Here is a 15193-nt window from a genome sequence, read left to right as displayed (position 1 = left end):
TTTCCTCAGTCCAGATAGCCCCGCAGCTGATCCGCGAAAGCGTGATCCCGCAGCTTGTTCAGAGTCTTCGACTCGATCTGCCGTATCCGCTCCCGGGTCACTCCGAAGATCCGCCCGATCTCCTCCAACGTACGCGCCCGCCCGTCGGCCAGGCCGTACCGGAGTTGGACCACCTTGCGCTCACGCTCGCCCAGGGTCGACAGCACCGCCTCCAGGTGCTCCCTGAGCAGCAGGAAGGCCGCCGACTCGACCGGTGAGGCCGCGTCGCCGTCCTCGATGAGGTCACCGAGGGCGACGTCGTCCTCCTCGCCCACGGGGGCGTGCAGGGACACCGGTTCCTGGGCCAGGCGCAGGACCTCGCTGACCCGTTCCGGGGCGAGGTCGAGCTGGTTCGCGACCTCTTCCGGGGTCGGTTCGTAGCCGCGCTCCTGGAGCATGCGGCGCTGGACGCGGACGACCCGGTTGATCAACTCGACGACGTGGACCGGGACCCGGATCGTGCGGGCCTGGTCGGCGAGGGCCCGGGACATGGCCTGGCGGATCCACCAGGTGGCGTAGGTGGAGAACTTGTAGCCGCGGGCGTAGTCGAACTTCTCGACCGCGCGGATCAGGCCCAGGTTGCCTTCCTGTACCAGGTCGAGCATGGTCAGGCCGCGGCCGACGTACCGTTTCGCGACGGACACGACGAGCCGCAGGTTCGCCTCGATGAGGCGGCGCTTGGCCATCCTGCCCAGCACGACCAGCCGGTCCAGGTCGAGCGCCAACTGGCTGTCCAGGTCGGGGGTGTTGGTCAGTTTCTCCTCGGCGAACAGACCGGCCTCGACCCGGCGGGCGAGGTCGACCTCCTCGGCCGCGGTGAGCAGCGGGATGCGGCCGATCTCCCGCAGGTACTGGCGGAACAGGTCCGAGGACGGGCCGCCGGTGTCTACGCGGCCGCGGGGCGGCTCGGGCGGTTCGACCGGTTCGGTCTCCACGTTCGCGAGGACTTCGGCGGGCGGGGTGTCCGGTTCCGCCTCGGGGTGGTGCGCGACACGGTTCTGCGGGGGCACCGCGACGAGAACGTCGGGTTCGGCGTCCTGCTCTGTCGTGTCGTCCGTACTGTTCTGGGTCTGTGTGAGGGTCTGGGTCTGCACGGGGGCGACCTCCAGGATGATCGCTGCCAAGGAGGGCGGCAGCGGTACTTCGGGGGCGGAGTCGGCGGCCTCGCCGCTGTCCGTCCCGTACGCGATGAGCGGAACCGCGGGGGTCTGGGACCCGTTGGGGACGGATCGGCCGCGCTCCGAGGACTCAGGCACCGGAACCCAGTGTGGAGTACGACACATCACCGCCACGAGGGGCGTGCGGTGACTTTTTGAGTCCGGTCCGTGACCGGGTGGTTACTACACCCTGCGCGTGCTCAGCCCTGCGGGACGCGAAACCGCTGATCAGGGGTGGCGCACGGCTCAGAGGGCGGAGGGGCCCTCGTCCTGGAGGGCGCGGTCGTAGCGGGTCAGGATCATCATCTCGTTCTGGACGGCGGCCGACTGGGCCGGATCCATGTGGCCGAGCCGGGTCAGGACGCCCTGGAGTTCGGTGAGCCGACGGGCGACGGCCCTGCGGCGGACCGTGACCAGTTGTTCGCCGGCGTAGTTCTCGTCGACCGTGCGCCGCATGATCGCCTCGACGGCCAGCTCCGTGACCATCGCGCGGACCGCGTCGTCGGGGGCGGCCTCGCGGACCCGGACGAGATAGTCCTGGGAGTCCTGGACGCCGTACTCCGCGCCGCCGGCGTCCATGATGGCCTGGCGTACGGCGGCGTAGGGCGGGGCGGTGAACTCGTCGATGCCGTACGCGTCGAAGGCCGGGGAGACCAGTTCGGGGCGCTGCAGGGCGAGTTTGAGCAGCTCGCGCTCGGTGGCGTAGACGGGGTTGCGCAGGGTGAGGGCCGGGCCTGAGACGGCGGGCCGGTGGACGGTGTCGTACTGCCGCTGCTGCGGGCCGCGTCCCGAGGGGGCCGGTCCCTTGCCGCCACGGTCGCGGGCCCACCGGGCCAGCTGGGCCACCCGCTTGACCACGAACTGGGTGTCGAGGATGCCGAGCATGCCGGCGAGCTGGACGGCGACCTCGTGCTGGGCGCCGCTGTTCTTGATGCGGGCGACGATCGGGGCGGCCTCGTCCAGGGCGGCGGCGCGGCCGGCGGGGGTGTCGAGGTCGTAGCGGACGACGATCTGGCGCAGCGCGAACTCGAAGAGCGGGGTGCGGGGTTCGACCAGGTCGGCGACGGCGTCGTCGCCCTTGGCGAGGCGCAGGTCGCAGGGGTCCATGCCGTCCGGGGCGATCGCGATGTAGGTCTCGGCGGCGAACTTCTGGTCGTCCTCGAAGGCGCGCAGGGCGGCCTTCTGGCCGGCCGAGTCGCCGTCGAAGGTGAAGATCACGCGGGCCGAGCCGTTGTCCATGAGGAGCCGGCGCAGGATCTTGATGTGGTCGGTGCCGAAGGCGGTGCCGCAGGTGGCGATGGCGGTGGTGACGCCGGCGAGGTGGCAGGCCATGACGTCGGTGTAGCCTTCGACGACGACCGCGCGGGAGGACTTGGCGATGTCCTTCTTCGCGAGGTCGATGCCGTAGAGGACCTGGGACTTCCGGTAGATCGCGGTGTCGGGTGTGTTGAGGTACTTGGGTCCGTTGTCCGCCTCGTAGAGCTTTCTCGCGCCGAAGCCGACGACGTCCCCGCCGATGTCGCGGATGGGCCACATGAGACGACCGCGGAAGCGGTCGATGGGGCCGCGGCGGCCTTCCTGGGCCAGACCGGACAGGAGGATCTCCTTGTCGGTGAAGCCCTTGCCGCGCAGGTAGCGGGTGAGGTGGTCCCAGCCCTGGGGGCTGTAGCCGACGGAGAAGTGCCGCGCCGCGTCCTGGTCGAAGCCGCGCTCGGCGAGGAACTGGCGGCCGGTGTCGGCCTCCGGGCTGGTGGCCAGCTGCTCCATGTACCAGTCGGCGGCGATCTTGTGCGCCTCGACCAGGCGGATGCGCTCGCCGCGCTGGTGGGAGGGGTTGTAGCCGCCCTCCTCGTAGCGCAGGGTGATGCCGGCCTGGGCGGCCAGGCGCTCGACCGACTCCGAGAAGGTGAGGTGGTCGACCTTCATCACGAACGTGATGGTGTCGCCGCCCTCCTGGCAGCCGAAGCAGTGGAAGAGGCCCTTGCTCGGACTGACCTGGAAGGACGGCGACTTCTCGTCGTGGAAGGGACACAGGCCCTTGAGGTTGCCACCGCCCGCGTTGCGCAGCTGGAGGTACTCGGACACCACGGCGTCGATCGGGACCGCGTCCCGTACCGCCTTCACGTCCTCGTCGTTGATCCGTCCTGCCACGCGTGAAGTCTACGGGGAGGTACTGACACCTACGGGACGAGGCTGACGAGGGGAACGTGCGGGTCCGCCAGCGCCTCCGTGTCCACCTGAGCCCCGGATCGGATCAGGTTCTGGATCGGCTCCGTGACGTCCCACACGTTGACGTTCATCCCGGCCAGCACACGGCCCTGCTGCACCCAGAAGGCGATGAACTCCCGCTTCCCGGCGTCTCCCCGGATCACCACTTCGTCGTACGAGCCGGGGGGCGCCCAGCCGCTGTACTCCATGCCCAGGTCGTACTGGTCGGAGAAGAAGTAGGGCACCCGGTCGTACGTCACCTGGCGGCCCAGCATCGCGCGCGCCGCCGCCGGGCCGCCGTTGAGCGCGTTGGCCCAGTGCTCGACGCGCAGCCGGTTGCCGAGGAGGGCGTGGTGGAAGGAGGCCACGTCGCCCGCCGCGTAGATGTCCGGGTCGGAGGTGCGCAGTTGTGCGTCCACGGCGATGCCGCCGCCGTGCGCCCGGTCCGCCAGCTCCAGCCCGGCCGCCTCGGCGAGGGCCACGCGCGGGGCCGCGCCGACCGCCGCGAGGACGTCGTGCGCGGGGTGCTCCTCGCCGTCGTCGGTCCGGGCCGCGAGGACCATGCCGTCCTGCCCGACGATCTCCGTCAGCCTCGCCCCGAAATGGAAGCGGACGCCGTGCTCGCGGTGCAGCTCGGCGAAGAGGTTGCCGAGCTCGGGGCCGAGGACGGAGTGCAGCGGGGTCGACAGGGGCTCGACGACGGTGACCTCGGCGCCGTACTCCCGGGCCGCCGCCGCGACCTCCAGGCCGATCCAGCCGGCGCCGGCGATCACGAGGTGGCCGTTGTCCCTGCCCAGGGTGGCCAGGACGCCCTTGAGGCGCTCGGCGTGGGCGAGGCGGCGCAGATGGTGGACGCCCGCGAGGTCGGTCCCCGGGATGTCCAGCCGGCGCGGCTCCGCGCCGGTCGCCAGCAGCAGCTTGTCGTAGCGGACGGCGGTGCCGTCCGCGCCGAAGCGGACGGTCTTCGCCGCACGGTCGATGGCGTCCACGGTCTCGCCGAGGTGCAGCTCGATGTCGTGCTGCGCGTACCAGGCGGGTTCGTGGACGAAGACGCTGTCGCGCTCCTCCTTGCCGAGGAGGTAGCCCTTGGAGAGCGGCGGGCGCTCGTAGGGGTGGTCGCGTTCGTCGCAGATCAGTATCACGCGGCCGGTGAAGCCCTCCGTCCGGAGTGTCTCGGCCGCCTTGGCGCCGGCGAGACCTCCTCCCACGATGACAAAAGTCTGATCCGCGTCGACCACTTGGTTCCTCCTCGTAAGGGTGCCGCCCCCATGGGAGCCTCCCGCACGGAGCGTGATGGGGGAAGGGGGAGTGGCCCGATCAGGCCACGGAGGGTCACATTCGGGCACGATTCATGTCACTCCGGACTTCTCCGCATGACTTCTGTCCCGCAAGCATCACAGGCGGTCCGTGAGACGGGCGTGAAGCGAACGCGCCGACGCGTCGGTGAGGGACGCGATCTGGTCGACGATCACCCGCTTGCGCGCGCGGTCGTCGGACGCCCGGTCGAACAGCGCGCGGAACTGCGGGTCGAGGCCGTCCGGGGCGCGGGCGGTGAGCGCCTCGGCGAGTTCGGCGACCACGATCCGCTGGTCGGCCCGCAGCCGCTCCTGCTCGGCTCGCTGCATGACGTACCGGTCGGCGACGGCCTTGAGGACCGCGCACTCCAGGCGGGTCTCGTGCGGTACGACGAGTTCGGCGCCGTACCTCGTGAGTCTTCCGGTGCCGTACCGCTCGCGCGTGGCGGCCTCGGCGGACAGGCAGAAGCGGCCGATGAGCTGACTGGTGGCGTCCTTGAGGCGGGCCTGGGCCACGGCCGAGCCGTCGTAGCCGTGCGGCCACCACGGCTGCTCCTGGAGGCGGTCCAGTGCCGCGGCGAGTTCGGCGGGGTCGGTGTCCTCGGGGACGTACCTGCCGAGAGCGACCTCGAAGACCGCCCGGCGTTCCGGTTCGGCGTGCAGGCAGTTGGGGTCGATGTGGCCCGCGTGCAGACCGTCCTCGACGTCGTGGACCGAGTAGGCCACGTCGTCGGACCAGTCCATGACCTGGGCCTCGAAGGTCGTGAGGGCGCCGGGGGCGTCCTTGCGGATCCAGTCGAAGACGGGGCGGTCGTCCTCGTAGACGCCGAACTTGCGGGACGGGTGCCCTCCGCGGGGCCAGGGGTATTTGGTGGCCGCGTCGAGGGTGGCCCTGGTGAGGTTCAGCCCCACCGACCCCTCCTCGGTGAAGCGCTTGGGCTCGATGCGGGTCAGGAGCCGCAGGGACTGGGCGTTGCCCTCGAAGCCGCCGCAGTCGTCGGCGAATTCGTTGAGTGCCTGTTCGCCGTTGTGGCCGAAGGGAGGGTGGCCGAGGTCGTGGGCGAGACAGGCGGCCTCCACCAGGTCGGGGTCGCAGCCGAGGGCCGAGCCGAGTTCCCGGCCCACCTGGGCGCATTCCAGGGAGTGGGTGAGACGGGTGCGGGGGCTGGCGTCCCACGCCTGGCTGAGGGTTCCCGGGGTGACGACCTGGGTCTTGCCGGCGAGCCTTCTGAGCGCGGCGGAGTGGAGGATGCGGGCGCGGTCGCGTTGGAAGGCGGTGCGGCCGGGGCGCTTGTCGGGTTCTGGGGCCCAGCGTTCGGTTGACTGCAGGTCGTACGGCATGCCTCGACAGTACGGGCACGGACTGACAATTCGCCTGCTCCCTCAGGCAGCCGCGGTCGCCTGCCGCGCCCATGCCCGGTCGTAGCGGTGCAGGACCAGGTCCGCCATCGCGGGGTGCGTGCCCAGGGGGGCCGAGGCGATCCACGGCGCCTTCTGCGCGCACTGGGTCGCGAACAGGCCCGGCGCCGTGAAGTACGACGCCACCGCCACCCTGTCGCGGCCTCGCGCCGCCAGTGCGCGGATCGCGGTGTCGACCGTCGGGGTCGCCGCGGAGGCGTAGGCCGGGATTACGGGGACGCCCAGGCGGTCCGACAGGAGGTGAGCGGTGCGGCGGGTGTCCACGGCCGAGTCCGGGTCGCGGGAGCCCGCCGCCGCGAGGACCACCGCACTGGTACGGCGAGTCTCCTCGTCCGTGCTCCAGCCCGCCTCGGTCAGGCGGGCGTGCAGGGTCTCCACCAGCAGCGGGTGCGGGCCCAGCGGGGCGGCCACGCGGGTGCGTGCCGCGGAGGCCGTCGCCATCTCCGGGATGTCGCGCTTCACGTGGTAGCCGCGGGAGAGCAGGAGCGGGACCAGGACCGCCTCCGCCGTGCCCAGGGACGCCAGCGTGTCCGGGAGCAGCGGCTCGTTGAGTTCGATGTGGCCCAGGTGCACCGGCAGGCCGGGGCGCTGCTCGCGGACCTGGTCGAGGAGTTCGTGAACCGTCTTCAGGGTGCGCGGGTCACGGCTGCCGTGGGCCACCAGGACGAGCGCGGGCGGCTCGGCGCGGCGCCTGTCGTCGAGGGAGACGAGACTGGGCTGGCTGCTGATCCGGTTCATGGATCGATGGTCGCGGCCGGAGATTGCCTCCCCGTTTCCTGGCAATGACGCGTCCTTTCCAACGGTTCACGCGGGCGGGCGGCAGGATGTGAGGCGTCATGACCTGTGCCATGACCCGTGCCATGACCTGGGGGTTCGCTCTCAGGAGTGAGCGTGGTCACGCGCCGGCGGACGAACCGATCGGCCTGCCGACACGTCTCTGCTTGTCGAACAACCGACCGGGAGGGGCCGTCCGATGCGACTGCCGAGGGTACGCGGACCGCGTCTGCCACGCACGCGTACCGGGCGGCGCAGGCTCGTGCAGGCCGTGATGGCGGGGTGTGTGCTGGCGCTGCTGCCATCCACCTGGATGTACGTCGCGACGGACGGCCGGCTGCGGACGACGGCCGACGCGCCCCGCACCGAGGTGGCCGTGGTCTTCGGTGCCGGGCTGTGGGACGGCGAGCCCTCGCCGTATCTCGCCCACCGGCTCGACGCGGCGGCGACGCTGTACCGGGACGGGCGGATCAACGTCGTCCTCGTCACCGGTGACAACAGCCGCGAGGACTACGACGAGCCCGACGCCATGCGCGCCTATCTGACGCGGCACGGCGTCCCGGACACCCGGATCGTCAGCGACTACGCCGGCTTCGACACCTGGGACTCGTGCGTCCGCGCCAAGAAGATCTTCGGCGTGGACAGGGCGGTCCTCATCAGTCAGGGGTTCCACATCCGGCGCGCGGTCGCGCTGTGCCAGGCGGCGGGCATCACGTCGTACGGCGTCGCCGTGGCCGGCAAGCACAACGCCACCTGGTACTACGGCGGTACGCGGGAGCTCTTCGCGGCCGGCAAGGCGGCCGTGGACGTGGTGTTCCGGCCGGACCCGCGGTTCCTGGGACCGAAGGAACCGGGCGTGGCGAACGCGCTGGCCTCGGCGCACTGACCTCGGGCGGGCCGTGTTCCTCACCGCACGGGGGTGTCACGGGGGAGGTCGCCGTCTTGGGCGCGTAACACGGAGCCTCCCCCGGCGTAACACGGCCGACGCACGCTGAAATACATGCAGAACTCCGTGACGCCCACGCACTGCCCGTACTGCGCCCTGCAGTGCGGCATGAACCTGACCCCCGTTCCGGACGGGACCGTCGAGGTGAGCGAGCGCGGGGACTTCCCGGTGAACCGGGGGGCGCTGTGCGGCAAGGGCCGCACCGCGGCCGCGGTGCTCTCGTCCCGGGTGCGTCTGACCTCCCCGTTGGTGCGCTCCGGGGGCACACTCGTGCCCGCCACCTGGGACGAGGCACTGGACCGGATCGCCGAGGAGTTGTCCCGCACGCGCACGGAGCATGGCCCGGACGCGTGCGGGGTCTTCGGCGGGGGCGGCCTCACCAACGAGAAGGCGTACACGCTCGGCAAGTTCGCGCGAGTCGTCCTCGGCACCTCGCAGATCGACTACAACGGGCGCTTCTGCATGTCGTCCGCGGCGGCCGGCGGTATGAAGGCGTTCGGCCTGGACCGCGGGCTGCCCTTCCCGCTGGAGGACATCCCGAAGTCCGGCTGTGTGATCCTCGTCGGCTCGAACCTCGCCGAGACCATGCCGCCGTCCTTGCGGTTCTTCACCGAACTGCGGGAGAACGGCGGCACGTTGATCGTCATCGACCCGCGCCGCACCAAGACCGCCGAGCAGGCCGACCTGCATCTGATGCCCCGGCCCGGCACGGACCTCGCCCTCGCGCTCGGGCTGCTGCACCTGGTGGTGGCGGACGGCCTGGTCGACGAGGAGTACGTCAGCGAGCGCACGGCCGGCTGGGAGGACGCGCGGGCCGCCGCGATGGCCCACTGGCCGGAGTACGTGGAGCGGATCACCGGCGTGCCGGTGCCCCAACTCCGGGAGACGGTACGGATGTTCTGCGAGCCGGAGTCCGCGATGGTGCTCACCGCGCGCGGGCCCGAGCAGCAGTCCAAGGGCACCGACACCGTGAGCGCTTGGATCAACCTGTGCCTGGCGACCGGGCGGGCGGGACGACCGTACAGCGGCTACGGCTGTCTCACCGGGCAGGGCAACGGACAGGGCGGGCGCGAACACGGCCAGAAGGCCGACCAGTTGCCCGGCTACCGCAAGCTGGACGACCCGGCGGCGCGGGCTCATGTCGCCGAGGTGTGGGGCGTGGACCCCGACTCGCTGCCCGGACCGGGGCGCAGCGCCTACGAGTTGCTCGACGCGCTCGGCACGGACATCAAGTCGCTGCTGCTGATGGGTTCCAACCCGGTGGTGTCGGCGCCGCACGCCGCGCACATCGAGGAGCGCATCAAGTCCCTGGACTTCCTGGCCGTCTGTGACGTCGTGCTGTCGGAGACGGCGGCCCTCGCGGACGTGGTCCTGCCGGTCACGCAGTGGGCCGAGGAGACGGGCACGACGACCAACCTGGAGGGGCGGGTGCTGCTGCGCCGGCAGGCGATCACGCCGCCGGACGGCATCCGCAGCGACCTGGACGTCATGCACGAACTCGCCGACCGGCTCGGGGTGGAGAAGGGCTTCCCGACCGACCCCGAGGAGGTCTTCGAGGAACTGCGCCGGGCGAGCGCGGGCGGCCCGGCCGACTACTCCGGGATCACCTACCGGCGGCTGGCGGAGGAGAACGGGGTGTTCTGGCCGTGCCCGACCGAGGACACGGCGGTGCACCCCGGCACCCCCCGCCTCTTCCTGGACCGCTTCGCCCACCCCGACGGCCGGGCCCGCTTCGTCCCCGTCTCGCACCGGGCGATCGCGGAAGAGCCCGACGCGGAGTACCCGGTGCTGCTGACGACCGGGCGGGTCGTGGCCCAGTACCAGTCCGGCGCGCAGACCCGCCGCGTGGACGAGCTGAACGCCGCGGCGCCGGGCCCGTTCGTGGAGCTGCACCCGCGGCTCGCGGAGCGGCTCGGGGCGGCCGAGGGCGACCCGGTGGCCGTCGTCTCGCGGCGCGGACGGGCCGTGGCACCGGCCCGCATCACGCTCGGCATCCGGCCCGACACGGTCTTCATGCCCTTCCACTGGTACGGCGAGGGCCGCGCCAACACCCTCACCAACCCGGCACTGGACCCGACATCCCGAATGCCGGAGTTCAAGGCGTGCGCGGTGCGGGTGGAGGCGGTCAAGTCGTAGGCGGTGTGCGGCTGTTGGCTCGCGGGGGTGGAGGTGAGCCGCTGGGCGTGGGCTGCGGTGGTGCACGGGGGCTGTGCGCCGGGGTGGACGCCGAGCCGGTGGGCCAGGGTGGACACCGAGCCCGTGCGCCGGGGCGGCGCCCTCTCGTCAGGGCCGACGGCGACGGTCGAGGCCGGCCGTGGCCCCCGTGCGGGCCGCTCACGCACTCAGCCCGCACGGCTCGCACCGCTCAGCGGCGGGACAGCCAGTCGCCGCTCTCGATGAGTCTGCCGCGGGTGCGCAGACGGGCGGCGACGCAGGGCGCGGCCACGTACACCCACGCGCGCACGGCCCTGCCGTCGGCCGTCCTGGTCACCTCGCGTGCGACCCGTTCGTACAGGTTGCGCGGGTCGCCCGGGGTGTACTCCTCCAACTCGTCGAGGACGGCCAGGAGTTCGGCGTAGGCGTCGGCCCGCGGGGTGACGAGTTCCCCCATGACCTCTCCCCCGGCCCCCTCGACGGCGTACGGATAGCCGGGCCCGTCGTACAGCAGCGCGCCGGTGAGGCGGCCCGGTTCCTCGGAGCTGATACGGCCGCGCAGGAAGAGGTCGTGGTTGGCCTCGCCGGGGCGGAGGGTGCCGTAGACGAAGAACGGGAGTCTCGCAGGGGTCACAGAAATGATTCTCTCCTCCCTTCTCTCCCCCTTTTCTCCTCCCTCACATCTGCACGTGACGCGGTATGGACACGGCTTGTCATGACCTCTTAAATCTTCGACAACGTCCGCGCCACCCCCACGCGCCCCGTTGGCGCCTTTCAGAGGAGACCGATGAGTCGGATACGGCCGTACGTCCGAGGTGCCCGTTCCCGTCGTCTCGCCACCGCCGGAGTGGCCGCCACCGCCGCCACCCTGCTGGCCGCCGCCCTCTCCCCCGCCGCCGGTGCGGCAGACAGGCCGACCAGGGCCACCGCGCTCGAGAACGCCGCCTCCGTCCTGGCCGACCGGGCCCCGGCGCTGGGGCTCACCTCCGCCCAGGGCACCAAGGTCCGGGACGTGATCGTCGACGCCGACGGCACACAGCACGTCCGCTACGACCGTACGTACCGCCAACTCCCCGTGCTGGGCGGCGACTTCGTGGTCCACCTGGCGCCGGACGGGGCGTACAAGAGCTCCTCGCGCGCCACGAGGAGCGCGATCTCCCTGTCGAGCGTCACTCCGGCCCTGTCCGCCCCGAAGGCGGCCGACCTCGCGGCGAACGCGCTGAAGGCGGCCAACCTCGGCGAGACGCTGAAGAAGCTGACCGCCAAGCCGCAGCTGGTCGTCGACGCGCTGCACGGGGCGCCGAAGCTGGCCTGGCGGACCGACGCCGTCGCACAGGACTCCCTCGGCAACCCGGTCGCGCGCACCGTCCTCACGGACGCCCGCACGGGTGCGCAGATCGACGCCTGGGACAGCATCGAGCAGGCCGCCGGGGACGGGAAGTCGCTGTACAGCGGCACGGTCGCGGTGGAGACGACGCAGTCGGGGTCGTCGTACCAGCTCAAGGACGCGACGCGCGGGAACACGTACACCGGCGACGCGGCCAACAAGACCGACCTGTGCTTCCTGAACATCTGCTTCAGCCGGGCGCCCGCGACGCTGTTCACCGACGCGGACAACCACTGGGGCACGGGGGCGACGTCCGACCGCGCCACGGCGGCGGTGGACGCGCAGTACGGGACCGACGTCACCTGGGACTACTACAAGAAGGTCCACGGGCGGAACGGGATCGGCGGGGACGGCAAGGGCTCCTACAACCGCGTCCACTACGGCAACAACTACAACAACGCGTTCTGGGACGACAGTTGCTTCTGCATGACGTACGGCGACGGTGACGGGACGCAGCTCGGTCCGCTGGTGTCGCTGGACGTGGCCGGCCACGAGATGTCGCACGGCGTGACCTCGAAGACGGCGGCGCTGACGTACTCGGGCGAGTCGGGCGGGCTGAACGAGGCGACCTCCGACATCTTCGGCACGCTGGTGGAGTTCTACGCGGCCAACTCCTCGGACGCCGGCGACTATCTGATCGGTGAGAAGATCGTCCGCTCCGGCTTCGGACGGGACGCCCTGCGCTACATGGACAAGCCCTCCAAGGACGGCAGCTCCGCGGACTCCTGGAGCAGCTCGGTCGGCAACCTCGACGTCCACTACTCCTCCGGCGTCGCGAACCACTTCGCGTACCTGCTGGCGGAGGGCAGCGGACCCAAGACCATCAACGGCGTCAGCTACAACTCCCCCACCTCCAACGGCTCCACGGTCACCGGCATCGGCCGCGACAAGCTGGGCGCCATCTGGTACCGGGCGCTGACGGTCTACATGACGTCCTCGACGAACTACGCGGGGGCACGGACGGCCACCCTGAACGCGGCGAAGGACCTGTACGGCGCGGGCAGCACGGAGTACAACGCGGTGGCGGCGGCCTGGAGCGCGGTGAACGTGAACTGAGAGCCCTCGCGTGAGACACGGCCGCCCCGGATTCCGGGGCGGCCGTTCCCGTCGGACCCGGAAAGCGTCACTTGCCGTAGGGCTGGTCGGCCCTCCCCGCCCTCAGCACCCTCCCCCACCACACCAGCTGGTCCAGCATCGTCTTGGCTGCCGCGTCCGGGCCCGACGGGTCCTTCGGGCGGCCGTCGGTGAAGGCGCCCCCCGCGTTGTGGAAGCTCACCGTGTCCCTGACCGTCACCGCGTGCAGTTCGGCGAAGACCTGGCGCAGGTGCTCGACGGCTCGCAGGCCGCCCGAGATGCCGCCGTAGGAGACGAGGGCCACCGGCTTGGCCTGCCACTCCGTGAAGTGCCAGTCGATCAGGTTCTTCAGGCCGGCCGGGTAGCTGTGGTTGTACTCGGGGGTGAGGACGACGAAGGCGTCCGCCGAGGCGAGCTTGGGGGTCACCGAGGCGAGTGCGGCGGCCGCCCCGGGGGTCGGGGCCATGGACATGGGCAGGTCGGCCTCGGCCACGTCCACGACGTCCGCGACCAGGTCGTCGCGGTCGCGGAGTCGGTCGAGGAGCCAGTCGGCGACCACGGGACCGAAGCGGCCGTGGCGGTTGCTGCCGATGACCAGGGTGACGCGGAGAGGTGCGGTGTCTGTCTGCATGAGGGACAGCCTGATACCTCGACCAAAGTTGAGGTCAAGCGCGGACCGCGGCCGATGGGTCACCCGTTCACACGCGCACCCTGCGCCCTTCGGGTTCTCTTCCGCGACCTGCCCGCCGCACGGCGATGACCTGCTGAAACTCCGGCCGACCCGGCCCGGGGCACAGCGATCTGACACCCATTCACCGCATTTCTGACGTGCTCTCAGGGAGCGGACTCGGCCCACTGCCACTTACCTCGAAGGCACAGGGACCCTCCGAGAGCTCGAAGGAGCACCATGCGCCGCACCACCCGCCTGCTGACCGGCAGCGCGCTCGCCGTCGCCGCCGCGGGCCTCGTCTGTGCGCCCGCGTACGCCGGGGACACGGGCGGGCTCGAGGTGTTCCCGTCCTCCGTGGTGCCGGGCGGGCAGGTCACCGTGAACACGGCGGCGTGCGGGGACGGCGGTACGGCGGCGGGGGACGCCAGCGCGGTGGGCGCGGGCACTTTCACGCTGGCGCCCGGCACGCACGAGGGTGACGCGATCGGGCAGTTCCGGGTGCCGCCGAGCGCGCAGCCGGGGACGTACGAGATCGTCGCGACCTGTGCGCAGGGCGACCGGCGGGTGACCGGTGACCTGATGGTCACGCTGACGTCCCAGCGTCAGCCGGTGTATCCCAGGGGAAGTGTGAAGACGGGGGTCGGTGGCGCTCTGGGCCCCGATCCCGTGCAGACCGCGGCCGGCGTGGCGGCTCTCGCCGTCGCCGCCGCGGGCGGTACCTGGCTCCTGCATCGCCGGGCGAGAGGCGACGGGATCTGACGGACACCCTCCGCTGTCCGTCCGCCGGTACCGCATGTCCCCTCCCCCTCCGGGTCCGACGCCCCTCGCGGCCCGGAGGGGGACGGGCAGGCCAGCCGTAGAGGAGGCTCCTGTGCGCAACCGCAGCTTCGGCAACACCGCCATAGCGGGCGTCACCGTGATGGCCCTGTGCAGCGGGGCGTGGCTGCTGCGCAGCGGCGCCGAAACGCACCCCCCGCCGCAGCCGTCGGCCGCCGAGGCGCACGCGGGCGGGGACAGCGGGCGGTCCGCCGCGCCCGCCCTGCCGCCGTCCCCGCCCGACCGTGTCCGTATCCCCGCGATCCGTGTGGACGCGCCGCTGACGGCCCTGGCCCTGACGGCGAGCGGCAGCCTCGACGTGCCGCCCGCCGCGAAGAAGAACCTCGCCGGCTGGTACGAGGCCGGCACCGCCCCCGGTGAGACGGGCACCGCGATCGTCGCCGGGCACGTCGACAACGCCGAAGGACCCGCCGTCTTCTACGACCTCGGTGCCCTGCGCCGGGGCAGCGCGATCGAGGTGGACCGGCGCGACGGAAGCGTCGCGGTGTTCACGGTGGACGCGGTCGAGGTGTACGACGCGAAGGACTTCCCCGACGAGAAGGTGTACGGCGCCGCGAAGCGGCCCGAGCTGCGGGTGATCACCTGCGGCGGGGGCTACTCGCGCTCGACCGGTTACCGGGGGAACGTGGTGGTGTTCGCGCACCTCACGGGGAGCCGCTGACGACCGCCTCGGCGATGATGCGCGCGCAGTCCTGGGACCCGGTGCGGCTGGTGTCGACCTCGATGTCGTAGACCACGCCCTGGTGGACGCTCTCCGCCTGCTTCTCGGCCATCCCCGGGACCCGGTTGCCCCGCGCGAGCTCGCGGCCCGCGGCGACGGCGGCCTCGCAGCGCACGCCGACCCACAGGACCTCCAGTCCGGCCAGGGCGTGTCGCCAGCGTTCCTGGGAGTGCGGACCGCCGAGGAAGACGTCGTCGACGACGACCCGGGCACCCGCGCGGGCGGTCGCGGCGAGGCCCGCCATCCAGGCCGCCTCCAGCCGCGTGAAGTCCGCCCCCACGCTCACCCCGCCGTCCGCCGTGATCTCCAGGCCCGCGTCCGACTCCTGCAGGGCGGGGGGCATCGAGTCGACGAAGTCGTCGATGCTGAAGGCCAGCCACGGCTCGGGCAGCACGGCCTGTAGGGAGCGGGCGATGGCTGTCTTGCCCGCACTGGAGCCGCCGTTGAGCACGATCACCTGAGTCGTCACGGCGTCACGGTAGCGCCGGGGGAGCCGTTGTTCGTACGCAATA

General features: G+C 71.7%; 13 protein-coding genes. 5 read left to right on the top strand and 8 right to left on the bottom strand.

Going from position 1 to position 15193, the window contains the following annotated elements; translation table 11 throughout:
• Window positions 1-5: 5 nt before the first annotated feature.
• From ACZ39I_RS02115 to ACZ39I_RS02095, 5 genes are all read right to left on the bottom strand, one after another.
• Window positions 6-1295, bottom strand: coding sequence for an RNA polymerase sigma factor (locus tag ACZ39I_RS02115; protein WP_467241832.1), 1290 nt, complete (start codon window positions 1293-1295; stop codon window positions 6-8).
• Window positions 1296-1442: 147 nt separating this feature from the next.
• On the bottom strand, window positions 1443-3347 hold the full coding sequence (dnaG, locus tag ACZ39I_RS02110; RefSeq protein ID WP_467241830.1) for a DNA primase: 1905 nt from the start codon (window positions 3345-3347) through the stop codon (window positions 1443-1445).
• A gap of 29 nt (window positions 3348-3376) precedes the next feature.
• A complete protein-coding gene (locus ACZ39I_RS02105) occupies window positions 3377-4642 on the bottom strand; it encodes an NAD(P)/FAD-dependent oxidoreductase (protein ID WP_467241828.1) in 1266 nt (421 codons plus the stop codon).
• Window positions 4643-4798: 156 nt separating this feature from the next.
• Window positions 4799-6040: a deoxyguanosinetriphosphate triphosphohydrolase gene (locus tag ACZ39I_RS02100; RefSeq protein ID WP_467241826.1), complete on the bottom strand. Its 1242-nt coding sequence runs from the start codon at window positions 6038-6040 to the stop codon at window positions 4799-4801.
• 42 nt (window positions 6041-6082) lie between these two features.
• A complete protein-coding gene (locus tag ACZ39I_RS02095) occupies window positions 6083-6856 on the bottom strand; it encodes a sirohydrochlorin chelatase (RefSeq protein WP_467241824.1) in 774 nt (257 codons plus the stop codon).
• A 235-nt stretch (window positions 6857-7091) separates the two neighbouring features.
• On the opposite strand from ACZ39I_RS02095, the gene ACZ39I_RS02090 reads away from it, so the two are divergent.
• Together ACZ39I_RS02090 and ACZ39I_RS02085 are read left to right on the top strand one after the other, a co-directional pair.
• On the top strand, window positions 7092-7778 hold the full coding sequence (locus ACZ39I_RS02090) for a SanA/YdcF family protein (RefSeq protein ID WP_467241822.1): 687 nt from the start codon (window positions 7092-7094) through the stop codon (window positions 7776-7778).
• A 114-nt stretch (window positions 7779-7892) separates the two neighbouring features.
• Window positions 7893-9974, top strand: a complete 2082-nt coding sequence (locus tag ACZ39I_RS02085; protein ID WP_467241820.1) for a molybdopterin oxidoreductase family protein — start codon at window positions 7893-7895, stop codon at window positions 9972-9974.
• Between the two features lie 229 nt (window positions 9975-10203).
• Here ACZ39I_RS02085 and ACZ39I_RS02080 read toward each other — a convergent pair whose 3' ends face one another.
• Complete coding sequence (locus ACZ39I_RS02080; RefSeq protein WP_467241818.1) at window positions 10204-10626, bottom strand: gamma-glutamylcyclotransferase family protein; 423 nt, start codon at window positions 10624-10626, stop codon at window positions 10204-10206.
• Window positions 10627-10779: 153 nt separating this feature from the next.
• Here ACZ39I_RS02080 and ACZ39I_RS02075 point away from each other — a divergent pair, with 153 nt between their 5' ends.
• Window positions 10780-12435 (top strand): M4 family metallopeptidase, encoded by a 1656-nt coding sequence (locus tag ACZ39I_RS02075; protein WP_467241816.1) that lies wholly within the window; start codon window positions 10780-10782, stop codon window positions 12433-12435.
• Window positions 12436-12502: 67 nt separating this feature from the next.
• Here the strand turns inward: ACZ39I_RS02075 and ACZ39I_RS02070 are convergent, their stop codons facing one another.
• The gene (locus ACZ39I_RS02070; protein ID WP_467241813.1) at window positions 12503-13084 is read right to left on the bottom strand and encodes an NADPH-dependent FMN reductase; all 582 of its coding nucleotides are present in this window, start codon (window positions 13082-13084) and stop codon (window positions 12503-12505) included.
• Between the two features lie 276 nt (window positions 13085-13360).
• On the opposite strand from ACZ39I_RS02070, the gene ACZ39I_RS02065 reads away from it, so the two are divergent.
• Window positions 13361-13882 (top strand): hypothetical protein, encoded by a 522-nt coding sequence (locus tag ACZ39I_RS02065; protein WP_467241811.1) that lies wholly within the window; start codon window positions 13361-13363, stop codon window positions 13880-13882.
• A gap of 112 nt (window positions 13883-13994) precedes the next feature.
• Complete coding sequence (locus tag ACZ39I_RS02060) at window positions 13995-14621, top strand: class F sortase (RefSeq protein ID WP_467241810.1); 627 nt, start codon at window positions 13995-13997, stop codon at window positions 14619-14621.
• On the opposite strand, the gene cpt is transcribed toward ACZ39I_RS02060, so the two are convergent.
• Window positions 14605-15150, bottom strand: coding sequence for a chloramphenicol phosphotransferase CPT (cpt, locus tag ACZ39I_RS02055; RefSeq protein ID WP_467241808.1), 546 nt, complete (start codon window positions 15148-15150; stop codon window positions 14605-14607). The two genes, ACZ39I_RS02060 and cpt, sit on opposite strands and share 17 nt — an antisense overlap.
• Window positions 15151-15193: the final 43 nt, after the last annotated feature.

Source organism: Streptomyces sp. NPDC024687, from assembly GCF_055559055.1.
This window is presented reverse-complemented; position numbering and strand designations above follow the sequence as displayed.

What these genes read in the sequence shown, in the direction of transcription:
- ACZ39I_RS02100 (WP_467241826.1), bottom strand. Translation starts at nt 6,040, where the DNA reads ATGCCGTACGACCTGCAGTCAACCGAACGCTGGGCCCCAGAACCCGAC.
- ACZ39I_RS02095 (WP_467241824.1), bottom strand. Translation starts at nt 6,856, where the DNA reads ATGAACCGGATCAGCAGCCAGCCCAGTCTCGTCTCCCTCGACGACAGG.
- ACZ39I_RS02090 (WP_467241822.1), top strand. Translation starts at nt 7,092, where the DNA reads ATGCGACTGCCGAGGGTACGCGGACCGCGTCTGCCACGCACGCGTACC.
- ACZ39I_RS02085 (WP_467241820.1), top strand. Translation starts at nt 7,893, where the DNA reads ATGCAGAACTCCGTGACGCCCACGCACTGCCCGTACTGCGCCCTGCAG.
- ACZ39I_RS02075 (WP_467241816.1), top strand. Translation starts at nt 10,780, where the DNA reads ATGAGTCGGATACGGCCGTACGTCCGAGGTGCCCGTTCCCGTCGTCTC.
- ACZ39I_RS02070 (WP_467241813.1), bottom strand. Translation starts at nt 13,084, where the DNA reads ATGCAGACAGACACCGCACCTCTCCGCGTCACCCTGGTCATCGGCAGC.
- ACZ39I_RS02065 (WP_467241811.1), top strand. Translation starts at nt 13,361, where the DNA reads ATGCGCCGCACCACCCGCCTGCTGACCGGCAGCGCGCTCGCCGTCGCC.